This window comes from Acinetobacter sp. 789_lipA (genome assembly GCF_058242845.1).
This window is the reverse complement of sequence record NZ_JBZAYS010000001.1, coordinates 2386555-2403371: the sequence shown is the minus strand read 5'-3', so window position 1 is coordinate 2403371 and position 16817 is coordinate 2386555. Positions and strand designations below refer to the sequence as shown.

The window sequence follows — 16817 nt, the reverse complement described above, 5'->3', positions numbered from 1 at the left end:
AAGCTATGCTTCTGCTGAATATAAAAATTCGTTAGTTTGCTAATTGCTTATCGATATAAGCCGTCATAAGCTGAAATACATCATCAATGTTCAATTCAGAACTATCAATGATGTAGGCATCAGCTGCTGGTCTGAGTGGAGCAACTTCGCGCTCCATGTCACGTTTATCACGCGCCTCAATATTAGCTAAAATATCGTTTATTTTAGCATCCAGCCCCATACCCTGCAACTGCTTTACTCTGCGTTCAGCACGAGATTGGGCTGAAGCGGTTAAATAAATCTTGGCTTGAGCCTCTGGAAAGATGGATGTTGCCATGTCTCGGCCATCTGCAACCAAGCCTGGTGCTTGTGCAAAAGCATGCTGACGATCGACTAGCGCAGCTCTAAGCTCAGGAATTGTTGCAACTTTTGATGCAAACTCACCAATTCGTTCTGTTCGAATGGTTTGACTAACATCTTCACCATTAAGCAAGACTTGTGTGCCTTGTGCAGAACTTAAAAATTGTATGTCTAAATGTTTAGCGATTTCGACACATTGACTCAGTTCGCTTGACAAAGCATCCAACAAATCCTGTTGATGCAATGACAGGCCCAACAAGCGATATAACGCTCCCGAATCAAGTAAATGAAATTGATAATGAGCTGCTATTTTTGCAGCCAGTGTGCCCTTACCCGAACCACTTGGACCATCAATTGTGATTATTTGAACTGTCATTGCTTACCCAAAGTTTGTTATACAGATTTAGCGAGTTTCGAAAAACCTAGTTTAATCGCAGATTTAAGCTGTGCAAGGATTAATTTACTTACAAAAGGTGCACGTGCCTGTAATTCAATCGTATAGGTTACTAAAGTTTTATTCGAGTCAATCGGCTCAAACTCAATAATACCCAAATGATGTTTGATGAGTGGATTTTTAATAATCTTGTATTCAATACGCTCATTCACATTCATTAATGTAATTTGCTCTTGTAGTGGTTTAATTGGACCAAAACCCATACGACGCACAGAACCAAGCCCATCCGGACGTTCTGGATCTGCTGAATCTTTCACTCGCACCACTTGAACTGGTGCAAAAGCGACGTTATAGGTTGAGTGTTTAGAAAGTAAATCAAACACCTGCTCTACGGGTGCATTAAATTCTTTTTTAATCTGAATATTGTTCATGGTGGTTCCAGCGCTTTATTTGACAATAATTATTGTCATTTCATTTTACATGAAATTATTATTTTACGAATTCATTCATCCCTTTTCTTGTAGACGGGATAGTCGCTTTTGTTCGCGGCGCATTTTAAAAAAGTGACTGAGCTGCTGTGAGCATTGCTCATGTAAACAACCCGACTCAACCAAGAACTGATGATTATAATAACCCGTTTCAAATAATTTACGTGCACTTATAAGAGAACCCGCTTTCGGCTCTGTCGCACCAAATACCACTTTTGAAACGCGTGCATGCACCAAAGCACCTACACACATGGTACAAGGCTCAAGCGTCACATACATGACCGCATCATCAGGTAAACGATAATTTTGTGTATTTTGGCAAGCATCGCGAAGTGCTTGAACCTCAGCATGCGCGGTAGGGTCATTTAGCGTAATAGGCGCATTAAAGCCCGAACCAATAATTTTATTTTGACTCACAATGACTGCCCCGACCGGGACTTCACCTTTTGACGCTGCAATAGCAGCCTGCTCTAAAGCAAGCTGCATCCATTCACTATCTATTTTTAAAACATCAGTCATAAAGATTAGATTACATCGTAATGTTTAAGGAGTTCATTCCAGCTTTCAATGCTCGTTGTTGGTGGATTACCAGCGAAAATACCCTTTAAGCTATTACTAGCCCCTTGTTTCCATGCTGGTGACAAGTCTTTATCCACTAAACGCGCACGCACACCCTCAACAAAGTCTGCATGACGAATTTTCCAGTCCGAAATTTGGGTTTCAAGCTCGAACACTTCATTCCAAGAATGAACCTGCTTGCCCCACTGCCATAGCAACCATGTTAATGCAGCAGTTGTTGGTGAGCCTTTTTGTAAGTTCTCACTGGCTTGACGAAGCCAATCGCTACGCGCATCACTTAAACCAACAATAGCATCATAATCATGCTCGAAGTTCACACCACGACATACACTATGAATGACATCCAAAGAGTTCTGTAATGGACCTGGGCCTACCGGACGATGCATACTGTTTAATGTGTCATCAATGGCTCTAAAATCACCTGCTGGATAATGACTCCAGTCTATATTGATAACTTTCTCAAGCACCGTATTACGCTGCGCATCACAGATGTGTGTTGCCCAACCAATACCATATGCGCCCGCAGCCGTCATGATTGAACCCGTTAAGCCCGTGAACAAACCAATTGCCCCACGATCCGCTAAGAAACGCGTTGCACCCACATCTGGGTACAAACCAATATTAATTTCAGGCATCGCTAATCGTGAATGCGGCGTCACCAAACGGAATGGCGCTGCCATAAAGAGACCCAAACCGCCACCCATGACATAACCTTCACCCCATACCAAGACAGGCTTAGCATAGTTGTGTAGTAACAAATCTAAAGCATATTCTTGCTCAAAGAATTGATTGGCTGTTTCAACTTCATCATTAATAACCAGTTGACGAAGTTTACGTACATCACCACCCGCACAGAATGCTTTTGGTGTGGTTGAATCCAACCAAATGGCTTTTACTGCGTCATCGCAATGAAAATCTTGAAATACTTCAAATAAAGCTGAAACAATCGTTTCATCTAAAGCGTGAAGTGATTTTGGTCTATTCAGACGAACAATGCGCCAACCATTTTTTGCTTCTTCTACAATCAAATCTGGATGGTAGTTTTTAGAAACGGGAGAATATGTCATGCGTCCAGCTGCCAATCTATAGGCTCAATGCCATGTTGTTTAAGATAATTATTGGATTTTGAGAAAACTTTACAACCGAAGAATCCACCACGGTTTGCTGCTAAAGGTGACGGATGTGCCGCCTTTAACACCAAATGCTTTTCTTGATCAATCCGTTGTCCTTTCCGCTGCGCATATGCTCCCCAAAGAATAAAAACAATATTCTCGCGCTGTTCATTTAAAACATCAATCACATGATCGGTAAAGTCTTCCCAACCTTGTTTTTGATGAGATGTTGGTTGACCAGCTTCAACGGTTAATACACTGTTTAACAGCAAAACTCCTTGCTGCGCCCACCGAGTTAAATCCCCATGTTTAGGAATATCAATTCCTAAATCTTTATTTAACTCATGGAAAATATTACGTAAAGATGGTGGTAAAGCAAGCCCCTTTTGCACAGAAAAACTAAGCCCATGTGCTTGATTAGGCCCATGATATGGGTCTTGTCCGAGTATTACCACTTTTACATTCGCCAAAGGCGTCGTATTAAATGCATTAAAAATCAGCGCATTTGGCGGATAAATCACTTTATTCGCTTTTATTTCTGTAACAAGAAACTGCTTTAGCGCATCCATCTTTGTACTAAGCAAAAAGTCACTTAATCCATGTTTCCAACTGGCATCCAGCTGAATTTTATCAAGCTTGGTTTGCTGTTGTTCTGTTAAAGACATACTTGCGCCTTATTCCCTTACTGTATATTCCGTGACAAATTTCACAGTTTGACTTGCAATTCTACATTCGGATTGTGAAATTGGATACCTTCTTTTAATTTAGTATACATTTCAGTATCCGCCCATTCCGCTTGGATTTGTTCTGAAAACTCAATCTGACTTAAATCTAACAGCCCCATCTGTGTATTTTCAATATCTTCAATAAAACTCTGCGCATAGCCCGTATCAGTCTCATGCACAATCACCGAGTACACTTCCACATCGCCTTCACCATTTTGAGTCACGGTCGACGCGAGTACTTGCTGTGCAAGATAAAAGAAAATACGTGAAAATTGTTCAGCGGATGGCGAAACAGGCAGCGACACCCAACGTGCACTAAATGTTTTACATGCTTGGATATATTCTGGATCATCGTTTTGCCAAAAACAAATCGCATGATCAAAAGAGTCATAAAGGTCTTTAATCACCCCTTTCAGCAAGCCAAAGTCATAAACCATTTGACCATGATCTAATTTCGATGCTTTGAGGAGTAATTCAACTTTATAACTATGACCATGAATAGAGCGTTTACAACGATCCGATGTACAGTTGCGTACAATATGGGCATTTTCAAACTTAAATAACTTACGAATTAACATATGCCGTAATGCAATCAAACTTTCTGAGAATTGACTTTAATTATAAAGCAAAAGTAAACCTATGCTTATTTATTTTATTGTTCAATCCAATTTGCAAATCATATCAGTCTTATATTTACCCTTTATAAAGGTGACATACTCCGATAAGCCACATATACCGCTTGATCTTTTCGCACCAAATCACTACTAAACTGACGCTTACGCTCACTCAGCAACACTTCAATTCTCGCTTTAAAATAGTTCGATTGTACCCCGAGAAAATCATTAACAGCAGCCCGCTGAGCCTCGTCCACTTGCTTAAACGGATCAATCTCCCACAGTTCATTAGCATTGGAAAAATGCTTCAAATTGGCCTGTCTTTGCTTTTGTAAATTTTGAATAGCAGATACATCCAACTTAGGATCAATGCTGGCCAACACCAGCGCAGGTGCAGTATTTATATTTACCCTTAATTCGTTATTCGGTAAAGCACTCACATAAGGTGCAATCAGTTGATAATTGCGCCCCTCAAACCCCCGCACCAACTTCAACTGTTCAACATTATAAAAAGCACGATTTGATGCCAAATACCCCTGTGCTAAACTTTGATAATAAGCAGATTCAGCACCCATCGGCCCACTGACTTCATCATCTTCATCTTGCCAGTCAATCACTGCTTCTGAAAGCTGTGCAGGCAATCCAACACGGACCAACAGCTTTTCAAACCAAAGTTTTGCAGCCTCATTCGGCTTTTTATCCGACTTAACTAAAGCATTTAAATTAAATTTTCCTGACTCATCTTCTAAACGCCCAGAAACAAAACCATCCTCCACTGGAAAAGCAGGCATGGGCTTCGCCCACGTTTCTTGTAGATGATCGACTTCTGCTGCATTTTGAGCATCATCCACCAACAGCTCAGAAAAAAAAGCTTCAGCACTTTTTGCGTATAATAGAGCTTGGTTTTGTCGCATTAAATAAGCCGTACTCTCTGCGGTATTGCGCTGATGTTTCGCAATCGTAGCCGCAAGGATGGTTGCTAAAGCCACCATCACCAAAATGGTGATCAATGCAATGCCATGCTGAGAGCGCTTCAAAACATCCACCTATTTACAACGAATACATTTAAGGAAAAATGGTTTTGCATAGAGTCCGTGAGTTTCATATCCTGCAACTTAATTTTTTTGTTTTAAAAAGTCTGTATTTAATAAACTAAACACCCATTCATAACTCACTTCATTGACAGTGAGGTTTATTTTTAAACCGCGCGGTAGTATTTTTGCCTGAGTCACATCATTTTCACTCAATGCCACCTCAGGCCATTGTGCCATTTCATTGGGATTGAGTAACATAATTTGAAATTGATCAACTGAATCAAGTAGAACACTGGTTTCAGGTTGATCATTACCTGTTTGATTTAAATTTTTATATTTATAACGGTACAGTTTTTTTTCATCTGCTTTATAAATATATTCAACTCGCTCTTCAGGCGGTATGCCTTGCATCAAAGGATCAGTCACGCCAGTTTTACTAAAGGTTAACTGACCATTTTGCAACATGACTGCGGGTTGAACCTGCCCCGCAACATTGGCAGTAATTGGTACAATTTGCACCGTGTCACGTAACACTTGCTGATATGCTTCTTGTAGCTGACCTAAGCGTTGTTCATGTTGGGTATTTCGCTCTTTAATCTTGATCAGATAATCAAAAACCTTCCAACCCAAAGCTGAAAGCACAACAAAAATCGCGATTGCCACCAATAACTCAACCAAAGTAAAGCCTGAGCGTTTTTTCATGGTTGGCTTCCATCACGATGGTTGAAAAAAACTAAACTCGTAACACCCGAATCTACTTTTCCAGTTTCAGTATTCACCAAGCTCACCTGTACATTGACGCGTTGCACATTAGTACTAATCGTTGCTTGCGCTGATTTATCAATTTGCCAAGTTTCACCTTGTTGGGTGATTTGTTTAGAGGCCGTGCCTTGTAGCCAATCACGATTGATTTCCATCATCGAAATTTCATTCAAGGCAACAAATTGTGCCTTGGTACGCAAGATGGCATGGGCTGTAGACTGAGTATATTGCATACCCACTTTGGTTAAAGCGACCGCTGCCGTAGCAAAAATAGCCAGCGCCACCATCACTTCCAGTAACGTAAATCCTGAGACACGGTTAACTCGAGCAAGGCCAAAAGCTATGCTTGAGGTACGAGAATTAATGAAATAGCATTTCATTCGAGCGCAAGCCGGCAGACTATTCTTTAAATCTTTAGCTCGCATTTATTTTACCCAAATGATCAATTTCAATTTCTGCACCCACGGGCTCATTGGCATAATAAAATTGAATACGAACAGGTTTGGCTTCGCCATTCCCCAACCAAATCAGTTTAGGTGCATTCTCTTGGGTTAAATCATCGTTTTGGGCTTGGGAAACATCATAGTCTAAGGATTGCACAGCAAAAGAAACATTTTTAGCTAACATTTGCTGCGGGAACTCATTATATTTTTGCCATTTTTGATGATTCAACATTACATTATTTTGTTGTTCTGCTTGCATGATGAGTTGTGGGTTTTTATATTCAACGACAGCATAAGAAAAATCAGCCACATCAGTCGCAGGATAGATTTCTAATGCCAAAACACGTGCTTGATCATTTGCCTCACGTGCAATTTTCTGTACATCCATGATAAAAAAATCACGGGCTTGCGCAGCTTTACGTTGGTCAACTCCATTGATATTTAACATCACCAATGATGCCAGAATGGCCATAATAACAATAACCACCATCAATTCAACCAGTGTAAATCCTTGAATCCTTGAAGGTGGTTTCTGTTTCATACATCCTATCCGCTAAGCAAGATATCCCGCTGCGCCCGTTTGTTTAGGCATCGCCAGAGCTTGGTCGATGTAGGCCACGCGCAAAGTATCGCGCGACCCCAAATATCGTTGATAAAAACTAGAGTTCAAAATCGCTGCGGCACCGTGCGTCAAAGACCAAATAGATGCTAAATAGTCACGTACTGTCATTTGACTCTCTATCGACTCCAAATACCGCTCGGTCATACGAATAATTAAACGCAGACGTTGCTTCCGAATTTGATAAAGTTCAGTAAACAACTGATAGATCCCAACACCTGTGGTGGATAATCGCTCTTCTATTTGGTGAAATAGCACCGTGCGTTCTGGATGATGCAAATGGTGTAACATAAAAAAAGCCAGATGTTCAGGGAACTGCTTATCTGTATCTTTAATCATTTCAAGCAACATCTGCTCATTACGAATAATGAGCAACATATACAGTTCATCTTTACTTTGAAAATGCTTATAAAGTGTACCTTTTGCTAGATCTAATTCCGCAGCCAATGCATCAAGGGTCATTCCTGCTTCGCCATTTTCTAAAAGTAACTGTTCAGCCACTTGGAAAATTAACGCTTCTCTTGCTCGAAACTGAGCCTGACGATCCATTTTCACCCTAGTACTCTCTTATACACTTTTATCGTTTCAATTTATTTACTTCATGTTGAGAAGGTTTTCAAAGTTCTGTGTTGTGATGAACGCCATCTCTTCTAAGGACTTATCATATACATCTGCCAAGGCTTTGGCTACATAAGGTACGTACTTTGGCTCATTAGACTTTCCTCTATATGGCATCGGGGCTAAATAAGGACTATCCGTCTCAATCAACAAACGATCTAAAGGAACTTGCTTCGCCACATCACGTAAATCTTGCGCATTTTTAAAAGATACAATTCCTGAAAATGATACATAATAACCACAGTCTAAGACAGCTTTAGCCGTTTCCCAGTCTTCTGTAAAACAATGCAAAATTCCATGGGTCGATTTTTCGGCACGAATAATATCGACAGTATCGTGCTTGGCAGAACGGGTATGCACAACAACTGGTTTTTTTACGGCTTGTGAAGCATGAATATGTCGTGCAAAACAGTCTTTTTGCTCAGCGATAAAATCTGTACTATGAAAATAATCGAGCCCAGTCTCACCAATTGCCCAAACTTTTTCAGGCTGCGCCAACTCAATTAAATAGTCTGTGGTCGCACGAGCCATGGTTTCAGGGTCTTCACAAGGATGCACCCCGACGCTATAGCCCACATCATCATGCCGTGCCGCAATTTTTGCTAGCTCAATATGATCATCAAGATCAACCGAGATACTCATAAAGCGATGAACGCCCGCTGCACGTGCTTGCGCTAATGCTAAATCCAAATCCCCATCATAAGGGGTTAAATCTAGCATGGTTAAATGGCAATGCGTATCTACAAACACAGGCGTTTCCTACTTCATGTACTTAATTACATAGTGTAACTAGTTCGCCCTTCAGACTTAAGACCTGCAAGCAACTTTTCCGCTTCTGATTTGTAATAAATCCCTTTCTCCCCAGAAAGTTGAATACCAAATCCTTGCAGTTTGATTCCATTTTGCTTTTGCGAGATCCAAATCACTTTACCTGTTAGAGGAATTTTCTGTGCTTGCTCTGGCAATGTTGCCAAAACAAAGACTTCCTCCCCCATTTTTACAGGTTGCTTGGATGGAATAAATAAACCACCACCAACCACAAAAGGCATGTAACTTGCATATAACGTTGCTTTATCTGGAATATTGGCTTGAATGATTCCGCCCATACGTGGTTGCATAAAATTCCCCTGTTTTAAACATCCATCAACCGAATGCACAATTGGTCGAGCACTAAATTAGTTTGTACGTTTTGTTCAATATATTGTTTTGACTGTTGCAACTCGGCGTAAATTGAAAACAAAGTTTCAAGTGAATACCGTTCTGCCAGCACACTGAAATCCAAATCAGTGTTTTTTAATTGCTGATTTAGCTTGACACAAATCAAATCTGACAACAAGTACTCAAACATTTGACTAAAATCACTAAATGTAAGCGCTTTATTCCACTTGGTCGCAATTGCCATCGGCATATTTTTATCCATCACCAACTTTTGCCAATCTTTTAAAAATTCAGCACGTTGAGGAATCCATTCACTCTCGGACAATGTAATTGCCTGCAACGGCATATGATTGGACAAATTCATCAACAAATGTTGCTGTGCCAAATCGCTATGGGACAAATGCTGATTTAAAAATTGCTCTGCTTGCTGTTCATTTATGCGATCCAAAGCAAAATGTTGCAAACGACTGCGAATGGTTGCAGGCAGTTTTAAATAATGATCTGCCAATAAAATGATAACAACACGATCACCTGGTTCTTCAAGCGTTTTCAATAAAGCATTGGCTGAAGCTGTATTTAAAGCTTCCGCTGGTTCAATAATGATGACGCGCCAACCATCTACCGTTTGCTGCACAAAAGGCAGCAGATCACGAATTTTCTCAATTTTGATCTTGGCATTTTGTTTCTTATTGTCTTCATCGGTAGTGATGTGCACATAATTGGGGTGTGTATCCGCCTTTAACCACTGACAACTCCCACACTCCCCACAGGCCAAATGATTTGGCTGCCGCTTCGCACATAAGACCCAAGCAAGAAACTGCTCAGCAAAAATCTCTTTACCACAACCTTTTTTGCCATAAAACAATAAGCCATGACCAATATTGGGAAATCGCGTGGTTAAAGTTTCCCAAACATTTTGATGCCACGGATAAATCTGCTCAGGCAGCGTTTGTTTCATGTAGACGACCTAAGTTCTATTATGCAAAATAAGCCACATCCATGGCATTTAAACGATCTAAATCTTCTTGTGTATCCACACCCGGTGGTAAGTTCGCTTCTGCGATATCAATGGCAATATGATGTCCATTCTCCAAAACACGCAGCTGCTCTAAGCTTTCGAGCTTTTCAAGTGCACCCATATCCCATGTCACATACTCTTGAAGTAGTTTCACGCGGTAAGCATACAAACCCAAATGACGGAAGGCTTGATTATGCAACGTTTGTTGCACTTGCTTTGCAGCATCTCGGTCATATGGAATAGTGGCGCGACTAAAGTAAAGTGCTTGTTTGTACTTCGACATTACCACTTTAACAATACTGTCACGTTTAAATTCATCTAAATGCTGAATTGGTTCGCACAAGGTCGACATTGAACAATCGGCTTGTGACTCTAAAAGTTGCGCGACTTGCTTAACCAAAGCTGCAGGCAACAAAGGCTCATCACCTTGAACATTCACAATGATATCTTCGCTGGCCCAGCCCTTAATTTTTGCCACTTCACTTAGGCGGTCTGTTCCCGAGGGATGATCCGCAGAAGTCAACACCGCATCCACACCTTCAGCCATGCAAAGATCATAAATTCGCTGATCATCCGTTGCGACGCAAAGATCATCAAAACCTTCCACTTTCTTCGCCTGATCAACGACCCGTAAAATCATTTCACGGCCATGAATTTTAAGGAGTGGTTTTCCAGATAAACGTGTGCTTGCGAAACGTGCAGGAATAACAATATGCTTCATAAAAGACCTTAAGAAATTTCAATACCTACAGCGGCGAGCTGTTGATGTAAGGTGTCATAACACGCCGTCGATAACACTGCATCGACAGGAACAACCCAAATATCACGGGCAAAACTAGGATTTTGTTTGAGCAACGCTAAAATTTTCACTGCATCTTTTTCAGTGGTAATAATGGGATTGGCATCGTCAAAAACCAAATCCTCTAACTCATATTCATAATGATCGGCAAACTCATGACACTGGAACTGCTGCACCCCCATACGCTCTAAAGTACGATAAAAGCGCTGCGGAAACCCAATCCCCACGACCGCATAAAAATCATCTTGCGGATTGAAAGCTTTTGCTTCAGTACTGTTCAACAAATAAGGCTCTGCAACTTCTAAGTGCATGTGCATAGTACGAGTAGGATGATCTGCATGCTCGATCACTATGCCTTGATCCAACCTAGACTTTGGCTCTCGTAAATAACCTTCGGGCAATAACTTTTCATTGCCTAGTCCACGATTATTATCTAGGACAATCCATTCAATTTGGCGACTCAATGCCCAATGTTGAAGCCCATCATCACTAATAATCAGATCAATGGGATAGTGAGATAAAAGCAGTTCAATACTTTCTTGGCGATTTGGACCCACCGCCATCGGCACATCAGTGGATTGCACGATGAGAGTTGGCTCATCACCTACATTTTCAGGCAATGAGTTGAGATCCACCATAGTCGGAAATGGGCCTTTGGCACCATAACCACGACTGATCACACCCACTCGAATATTCTTACTTTGCAGATAACTCACCAAGTGAATGAGCAGAGGGGTTTTACCACTCCCACCCACGGTAATATTACCAATCACCATGACAGGTACAGGAGCCGTATAGGCTTTTTTAATATTGCACCGATACAACTTACGGTTTAGAAGAAAACCGCCTCGATATAACCAAGACAACGGACGAAGCACAATTAACCACTTTGCCTGTGAGTTCCAAGCATCCTGAATAAACTGTGCACCTGACATGACTTAGTTTTCCTCAAAATTACGCTGATGGAGCTGATAGTAAGCACCCTGCTTCGCAATCAGTTCAGCGTGTGTACCTTGCTCTACTATACGCCCTTTATCCATCACCACAATACGGTCTGCATTTTCAATAGTGGATAAACGATGCGCAATGACAATCGTGGTACGATCCCGCATTGCAGCATCGAAGGCACGCTGAATAAAATACTCTGATTCATTATCAAGCGCGCTGGTGGCTTCATCTAAGATCAATACAGGCGCATTTTTCAAAATCGCACGAGCAATGGCTATACGTTGACGTTGGCCACCCGATAAATTAAGGCCTTGCGCCCCCAACTTAGTGTTGTAGCCTTGTGGTAAAGCCATAATAAAGTCATGTGCATAGGCCGCTTTTGCTGCTGCAATTACCTCTTCATCAGAGGCATTTTCAAGCTGACCATAGGCAATATTGTCACGCACAGTGCGGTTAAATAAAACCACTTGTTGATTGACCATTGCCACTTGGGTACGCAGACTATTGATTTCAATATCGTGAATATCAATACCATCAAAGAGGATTTGGCCCGAGGTCGTATCTTGGAAACGCACTAACAAGTTCACCAAAGAGGTTTTACCAGCGCCAGAACGCCCCACTAAAGCAATCGTCTCACCCTCTTTGACACTCAGATTAAAATCATGCAGCGCTTGATAACCATCCACATAAACTAAGTTCACATCTTTAAAGTCGATATTACCTTTCAGTACTGGAGTTAAAGTCCCAGTATTTTTTTCTTCAGGCAAATCTAAAATTTCAAAAACTGAATGTGCTGCAGCCATACCCCGTTGAATTTTTTCATTCACATCAGTCAATGCTTTAATTGGCCGACTCAACATACCTGCTGCAGTAATATACGCCACAAATTGACCCGCGCTGGTATCTTGTAGAATTTCTGGGCGTAGTGCGATCCACATCACAATACTCAGAGCAATTGACATAATCAACTGTACAATTGGACTATTGAGCTGTTGCACAACCACCATTTTCAAACCGCGTCGTAAATTCTCCAATGAGGTATCTTTAAAACGTTGTTGCTCATACCCTTGACCACCAAAACCTTTTACCACCAAGTGACCATTGACCGTCTCTTGTACCACGTGATTGACATCACCCATGGTATCTTGGACTTGAATAGAAAGCTTACGCATGCGCTTTGCCGCTTTACGGATAAGTAAACCAATCAACGGTGCAAAAATCAAAATACACAAGGTCAGACGCCAATTGCTATAAATCAGGTACCCCAACAATGCAATGGTGATTAGGCCTTGTTGAACAATAGTTTTTAATGATTCTGAAGATGCAGCGGTAAGCTGCTCCACATTAAACATAATCTTCGCAGTGATATGACCACTATTATTATCTAGATAATACTGTGCAGGAAGACGCAATAATTTTGCAAAAACTTCTTGGCGAATATTAAAGACCAAGTTTCTAGAAATGACCGCTGTAAAGTAGCCTCCCATGAACAAACCCAGCCCACGAAAGAACATTACCACAACAACCAAAATTGGGAACAATGTCGTAAAACCTTGATCACGGTGTTGAATCGCTTCAATAATTTTTTCAAGTAATTTAGCGACAGAAACTTCTGTCGCCGCATTCATAGCAAAACCAATCACCACAAGAATCGCTACGCCCCAATACGGTTTTAAATAGCTCAGTAGACGTAGATAAACTTTTAAATCGTGTTTCACTAATAACCTCGAGAAGGCACTTTGGTACTAATATTGATATTTACAAATCCCAACTGACCTGCTACATCCATCACACGGATCACATCCTGATGGGTTGCTTTTGCATCTGCAGCAATCACAAACATTAGATCACGACGGTCATTGGAAATCTGTTTAATTGCGGTATTTAATTCTGAAACATCTTTCGATGCAATAGACTGACCATTAATTGAATAATGCCCTGTGGAATCTACCACCACTTCAATTTTATGATCAAATGTTTTCGGTGGAACCCCTTGCGCATCAGGCAAGGTTAAATTCATACGACTAAATTGATTGAATGTGGTGGTCAGCAATAAAAACACCAAAATAAATAATAAGCAATCAATCATTGGTGTAAGGTTAATATGAACATCTTCAACTTGTGAACGTTTGAATTTCATACTTCACCTTAGCTCGCTTGTTTCACAACAACATCATCATGGTTTTCAAGCACAGTTTCTGTTTGCTTATAAAATAAAGCCGCATGAAACAACGTCGATTGCTGTTCTAATTCAGCAACATACTCTTGAACCAAACGCTGAAAATAACGATAAGCAAATAATGCGGGAATCGCAATGAACATTCCTGCCGCAGTTGTAATCAGCGCTTTAGAAATCCCTGGTATCATCAGTGTTGGATTACTACTATTCCCAATATCAATCATTAAGAATGACTCGATAATTCCTAATACCGTTCCCAATAATCCTAAAAGAGGCGCAACAGCGCTCAATGTTCCCAAAAAATTGATATTTTTTTCAAGATAACCTATTTCCTGAGAAGCAGTTGCTTCCATCTGCGCACGTGCAAACTGTTCACCTTGTGCCTTACTTTGGTAACCAACTTCCAAAATACGACCCAATGTCGTTGCCTGTAAATCCTGATTTTGTTTAAGTTTAGGCAAAACCATTTGTACGCTTTGCGCTGGGTTTAATAGCAAATCTTTCGGTAAAATAGTAGTTTTCTTCAAGCGAATAAAACGCTCTAAGCTAATCGCAACAGTAAAGATCGAACAGAGCACAAGGGGCAGCATAAGCCACCCACCTGCTTTTACCAATTCCCACATAACACTTCCCCAAGTATTTAGAAATAGAAAATAAAATTATTCAGCTAAGCAAATATTCAAAATACCATCCAACTCATCGAGTGAATGATAATGAATCGTGAGCTTGCCTTTCCCTTGTTTATTATGATCAATTTTGACATTTGCACTAAAACGATCTGTTAAGCGCTGTGTCAATTGTTGAAGATCTGGTGCAATTTCCGTTTTGGATTTTTCTTGTTTCGGCGCATTTAGATCACGGACATATTGTTCAGTTTGGCGAACAGATAAACTCTTCTCTATCACCAATTCTGCGACTTTCAGTTGATCTTTCCCTTTCAAAGTCAAAATGGCACGGGCATGTCCCATGTCCAGTAAACCTTGTTGCATAAAGTCTTTAACTTGCTCAGCTAGACTTAATAAACGTAGTAAATTACTCACTGTGGTACGCGCTTTGCCTACAGTATCTGCAATTTCTTGATGACTTAAACCAAACTCTTCATGAAAGCGCTGTAATGCCATCGCCTGATCAATCGGATTGAGATCTTGACGTTGAATGTTCTCAATCAACGCCAGTGCAATTGCAACTTGATCTGTTAAATCACGAACAATGGCTGGAACTTGCGTTAAACCGGCAAGTTGAGCCGCACGCCAACGACGCTCACCCGCAATAATTTCATAGGGGTGCTTTTCATTATCAATTGGACGAATCACAATCGGCTGCATCACACCGTGTTTTTCAATCGATGCCGCTAACTCTTGTAAGTCTTGCTCATTAATAAAACGACGTGGCTGATATTCACCACGTTGTAATAGATGCACATCAATTTGTTTTAGCTGACCGTGATCAAGAGCTTGTGCTTCAAGTTGTAATTTCTCTTTTTGAATGGAACCGAGTAAGGCATCTAAACCACGACCTTTTGCCAGTCCACGTTTTTTAACGGTCATGCGTTACTTCCTTTTTTCACTTTGCTTTTCTTAATCATTTCAGCTGCTAAATGTAAATAAGCAACTGCGCCCTTCGAGCTTTTTTCAAAATAAATCACAGGCAAACCATGCGCAGGTGCTTCAGCTAGACGCACATTACGTGGAATGACTGTGTCATAGAGTTTTTTGCCAAAGTATTGTTCTAATTCTTCAGACACATCACGTGTCAGCGCGTTACGTGCATCATACATGGTGCGTAGAACACCAATAATTTTTAACTCAGGATTTAATGCTTGTTGAATGCGATCAATGGTCTGTGTTAAATCTGCCAAGCCCTCCAAAGCATAATATTCACACTGCATTGGAATCATCACACCATCCACGGCTGCCAGTGCATTAACCGTGATCAAGCTTAAGCTGGGCGCACAGTCCACGATGATGTAGTCATATGCTTGTTCAATTTCTTGCAACGCATCACGCAGAATAAATTCACGCCCTTCTTGCTCAGCAATCGCAAGTTCAACTCCCGCCAAATCACGATTTGCACCCAAGACCTTATAACCCACTTCCGCCTTGGTAATCGCAGTCTCTATAGGTACTTCACCCAGTAACACATCGGTCACTGAATACAGTAAGTCATTTTTTTGAATGCCTGAACCCATGGTCGCATTACCTTGCGAGTCCATATCAACCAATAAAACACGCTTTTTAAGTACTGCTAAAGATGCAGCCAAATTTACTGCGGTTGTGGTTTTACCTACACCACCTTTTTGGTTCGCAATCGCAATAATTTGTGCCATGACCCGCCCAATCCTTTGAATTTTTTTAGATACGTTTTAATAAAAGTAAGTGTCGTTGTTCGTCCAAACGTGGAACTTTTAACGCAATAATGTCACAACTAAATTCGTTTTTGAACGCTTCAACTTCGTCATGCGGAACCAAGCCTTTCATAGACGCAATGATGCTGTCTGGGTGCATATAAGGCTTCGATGCATTGATAAAATCGGTTAAAGAGGCAAATGCACGACTGGTAATCACATCAAACTGACCCAAATCATGGATGCTATCTTCATTCTCAACACGCGTTTGAACTGCAATTACATTGGTTAATTTTAAGTCTGCAATAAACTGCTTTAAAAAACGAATTTTTTTGCCATTTGAATCGAGCAAAACACATTGGCGCTCAGGTTGGCATAGAGCAATAATCATGCCCGGCATACCACCGCCTGTACCAATATCCAGCAAACGACCTTTCGGCAAATCTTTTAAAATACTTAAACTATCTAATAAATGCTTCACCAGCATTTCTTTAGGATCACGAATCGCTGTTAAATTGTAAGCTTTGTTCCACAGCACAAGTGCGTCTTGATACTTCAGCAATAAATTTAATGCTTCTTCACTCAAATCTAAGCCAAGCTTTTGACTACCTTGCTTTAAGTCTTGAAAAAATGGATGCATAAAG

Annotated in this window: 22 protein-coding genes; all 22 read right to left on the bottom strand. The window is 40.8% G+C overall.

The window, feature by feature from the left end:
* Window positions 1-31: 31 nt before the first annotated feature.
* Window positions 32-715, bottom strand: coding sequence for a (d)CMP kinase (gene cmk, locus AC4CUZ_RS11690; protein WP_490747620.1), 684 nt, complete (start codon window positions 713-715; stop codon window positions 32-34).
* A gap of 17 nt (window positions 716-732) precedes the next feature.
* Window positions 733-1164, bottom strand: a complete 432-nt coding sequence (locus AC4CUZ_RS11685; RefSeq protein WP_004696860.1) for an SRPBCC family protein — start codon at window positions 1162-1164, stop codon at window positions 733-735.
* Window positions 1165-1239: 75 nt separating this feature from the next.
* Window positions 1240-1740 carry a tRNA adenosine(34) deaminase TadA gene (tadA, locus tag AC4CUZ_RS11680; RefSeq protein WP_005401161.1) on the bottom strand — a complete coding sequence of 167 codons (501 nt, stop codon included), beginning with the start codon at window positions 1738-1740 and terminating at the stop codon, window positions 1240-1242.
* Between the two features lie 5 nt (window positions 1741-1745).
* Window positions 1746-2867: an enoyl-CoA hydratase/isomerase family protein gene (locus AC4CUZ_RS11675; protein WP_078425026.1), complete on the bottom strand. Its 1122-nt coding sequence runs from the start codon at window positions 2865-2867 to the stop codon at window positions 1746-1748.
* Window positions 2864-3577 carry a uracil-DNA glycosylase gene (ung, locus tag AC4CUZ_RS11670; RefSeq protein ID WP_490747619.1) on the bottom strand — a complete coding sequence of 238 codons (714 nt, stop codon included), beginning with the start codon at window positions 3575-3577 and terminating at the stop codon, window positions 2864-2866. Before ung ends, AC4CUZ_RS11675 begins: the two co-directional genes overlap by 4 nt.
* Before the next feature lie 41 nt (window positions 3578-3618).
* Entirely contained in the window at window positions 3619-4215 is a 597-nt protein-coding gene (locus AC4CUZ_RS11665; protein ID WP_004696854.1) for a 6-pyruvoyl trahydropterin synthase family protein, read from the bottom strand.
* Between the two features lie 122 nt (window positions 4216-4337).
* Window positions 4338-5288, bottom strand: coding sequence for a type II secretion system minor pseudopilin GspK (gspK, locus tag AC4CUZ_RS11660; protein WP_490747618.1), 951 nt, complete (start codon window positions 5286-5288; stop codon window positions 4338-4340).
* Window positions 5289-5366: 78 nt separating this feature from the next.
* The gene (gene gspJ / locus AC4CUZ_RS11655) at window positions 5367-5987 is read right to left on the bottom strand and encodes a type II secretion system minor pseudopilin GspJ (RefSeq protein ID WP_279043800.1); all 621 of its coding nucleotides are present in this window, start codon (window positions 5985-5987) and stop codon (window positions 5367-5369) included.
* The gene (gspI, locus tag AC4CUZ_RS11650; protein WP_373863453.1) at window positions 5984-6427 is read right to left on the bottom strand and encodes a type II secretion system minor pseudopilin GspI; all 444 of its coding nucleotides are present in this window, start codon (window positions 6425-6427) and stop codon (window positions 5984-5986) included. The genes gspJ and gspI overlap by 4 nt, the downstream gene beginning before the upstream one ends.
* 34 nt (window positions 6428-6461) lie before the next feature.
* On the bottom strand, window positions 6462-7031 hold the full coding sequence (locus AC4CUZ_RS11645; RefSeq protein ID WP_078388685.1) for a type II secretion system protein: 570 nt from the start codon (window positions 7029-7031) through the stop codon (window positions 6462-6464).
* 12 nt (window positions 7032-7043) lie between these two features.
* Window positions 7044-7658 carry a TetR/AcrR family transcriptional regulator gene (locus AC4CUZ_RS11640; RefSeq protein ID WP_114836892.1) on the bottom strand — a complete coding sequence of 205 codons (615 nt, stop codon included), beginning with the start codon at window positions 7656-7658 and terminating at the stop codon, window positions 7044-7046.
* Between the two features lie 45 nt (window positions 7659-7703).
* Window positions 7704-8477 (bottom strand): TatD family hydrolase, encoded by a 774-nt coding sequence (locus AC4CUZ_RS11635; RefSeq protein WP_078425022.1) that lies wholly within the window; start codon window positions 8475-8477, stop codon window positions 7704-7706.
* Between the two features lie 26 nt (window positions 8478-8503).
* The gene (locus AC4CUZ_RS11630; protein WP_078425021.1) at window positions 8504-8845 is read right to left on the bottom strand and encodes a PilZ domain-containing protein; all 342 of its coding nucleotides are present in this window, start codon (window positions 8843-8845) and stop codon (window positions 8504-8506) included.
* Window positions 8846-8859: 14 nt separating this feature from the next.
* Window positions 8860-9843 carry a DNA polymerase III delta subunit-related protein gene (locus AC4CUZ_RS11625; RefSeq protein WP_078425020.1) on the bottom strand — a complete coding sequence of 328 codons (984 nt, stop codon included), beginning with the start codon at window positions 9841-9843 and terminating at the stop codon, window positions 8860-8862.
* Between the two features lie 19 nt (window positions 9844-9862).
* Complete coding sequence (gene kdsB, locus AC4CUZ_RS11620; RefSeq protein ID WP_078425019.1) at window positions 9863-10624, bottom strand: 3-deoxy-manno-octulosonate cytidylyltransferase; 762 nt, start codon at window positions 10622-10624, stop codon at window positions 9863-9865.
* 8 nt (window positions 10625-10632) lie between these two features.
* Window positions 10633-11637, bottom strand: coding sequence for a tetraacyldisaccharide 4'-kinase (gene lpxK / locus AC4CUZ_RS11615; protein WP_078388680.1), 1005 nt, complete (start codon window positions 11635-11637; stop codon window positions 10633-10635).
* 3 nt (window positions 11638-11640) lie between these two features.
* Window positions 11641-13368, bottom strand: a complete 1728-nt coding sequence (gene msbA, locus AC4CUZ_RS11610) for a lipid A export permease/ATP-binding protein MsbA (RefSeq protein WP_078425018.1) — start codon at window positions 13366-13368, stop codon at window positions 11641-11643.
* Window positions 13368-13790: an ExbD/TolR family protein gene (locus AC4CUZ_RS11605; protein ID WP_004696832.1), complete on the bottom strand. Its 423-nt coding sequence runs from the start codon at window positions 13788-13790 to the stop codon at window positions 13368-13370. Before AC4CUZ_RS11605 ends, msbA begins: the two co-directional genes overlap by 1 nt.
* Before the next feature lie 8 nt (window positions 13791-13798).
* Window positions 13799-14452, bottom strand: a complete 654-nt coding sequence (locus AC4CUZ_RS11600) for a MotA/TolQ/ExbB proton channel family protein (protein ID WP_279043798.1) — start codon at window positions 14450-14452, stop codon at window positions 13799-13801.
* Between the two features lie 36 nt (window positions 14453-14488).
* A complete protein-coding gene (locus AC4CUZ_RS11595) occupies window positions 14489-15376 on the bottom strand; it encodes a ParB/RepB/Spo0J family partition protein (RefSeq protein ID WP_004696828.1) in 888 nt (295 codons plus the stop codon).
* A complete protein-coding gene (locus AC4CUZ_RS11590) occupies window positions 15373-16155 on the bottom strand; it encodes a ParA family protein (protein ID WP_004696827.1) in 783 nt (260 codons plus the stop codon). Before AC4CUZ_RS11590 ends, AC4CUZ_RS11595 begins: the two co-directional genes overlap by 4 nt.
* Window positions 16156-16180: 25 nt before the next feature.
* Window positions 16181-16813, bottom strand: a complete 633-nt coding sequence (gene rsmG / locus AC4CUZ_RS11585; protein WP_004696825.1) for a 16S rRNA (guanine(527)-N(7))-methyltransferase RsmG — start codon at window positions 16811-16813, stop codon at window positions 16181-16183.
* Window positions 16814-16817 lie beyond the last annotated feature (4 nt).

Bases quoted from the DNA above. Each gene is read 5' to 3' on its own strand.
- gspJ (WP_279043800.1), bottom strand. From the start codon at position 5,987: ATGAAAAAACGCTCAGGCTTTACTTTGGTTGAGTTATTGGTGGCAATC.
- AC4CUZ_RS11625 (WP_078425020.1), bottom strand. From the start codon at position 9,843: ATGAAACAAACGCTGCCTGAGCAGATTTATCCGTGGCATCAAAATGTT.
- AC4CUZ_RS11630 (WP_078425021.1), bottom strand. From the start codon at position 8,845: ATGCAACCACGTATGGGCGGAATCATTCAAGCCAATATTCCAGATAAA.
- AC4CUZ_RS11640 (WP_114836892.1), bottom strand. From the start codon at position 7,658: ATGGATCGTCAGGCTCAGTTTCGAGCAAGAGAAGCGTTAATTTTCCAA.
- gspI (WP_373863453.1), bottom strand. From the start codon at position 6,427: ATGAAATGCTATTTCATTAATTCTCGTACCTCAAGCATAGCTTTTGGC.
- tadA (WP_005401161.1), bottom strand. From the start codon at position 1,740: ATGACTGATGTTTTAAAAATAGATAGTGAATGGATGCAGCTTGCTTTA.
- AC4CUZ_RS11645 (WP_078388685.1), bottom strand. From the start codon at position 7,031: ATGAAACAGAAACCACCTTCAAGGATTCAAGGATTTACACTGGTTGAA.
- cmk (WP_490747620.1), bottom strand. From the start codon at position 715: ATGACAGTTCAAATAATCACAATTGATGGTCCAAGTGGTTCGGGTAAG.
- AC4CUZ_RS11685 (WP_004696860.1), bottom strand. From the start codon at position 1,164: ATGAACAATATTCAGATTAAAAAAGAATTTAATGCACCCGTAGAGCAG.
- AC4CUZ_RS11595 (WP_004696828.1), bottom strand. From the start codon at position 15,376: ATGACCGTTAAAAAACGTGGACTGGCAAAAGGTCGTGGTTTAGATGCC.
- AC4CUZ_RS11590 (WP_004696827.1), bottom strand. From the start codon at position 16,155: ATGGCACAAATTATTGCGATTGCGAACCAAAAAGGTGGTGTAGGTAAA.
- lpxK (WP_078388680.1), bottom strand. From the start codon at position 11,637: ATGTCAGGTGCACAGTTTATTCAGGATGCTTGGAACTCACAGGCAAAG.
- AC4CUZ_RS11605 (WP_004696832.1), bottom strand. From the start codon at position 13,790: ATGAAATTCAAACGTTCACAAGTTGAAGATGTTCATATTAACCTTACA.
- AC4CUZ_RS11675 (WP_078425026.1), bottom strand. From the start codon at position 2,867: ATGACATATTCTCCCGTTTCTAAAAACTACCATCCAGATTTGATTGTA.
- kdsB (WP_078425019.1), bottom strand. From the start codon at position 10,624: ATGAAGCATATTGTTATTCCTGCACGTTTCGCAAGCACACGTTTATCT.
- rsmG (WP_004696825.1), bottom strand. From the start codon at position 16,813: ATGCATCCATTTTTTCAAGACTTAAAGCAAGGTAGTCAAAAGCTTGGC.
- AC4CUZ_RS11665 (WP_004696854.1), bottom strand. From the start codon at position 4,215: ATGTTAATTCGTAAGTTATTTAAGTTTGAAAATGCCCATATTGTACGC.
- ung (WP_490747619.1), bottom strand. From the start codon at position 3,577: ATGTCTTTAACAGAACAACAGCAAACCAAGCTTGATAAAATTCAGCTG.
- AC4CUZ_RS11600 (WP_279043798.1), bottom strand. From the start codon at position 14,452: ATGTGGGAATTGGTAAAAGCAGGTGGGTGGCTTATGCTGCCCCTTGTG.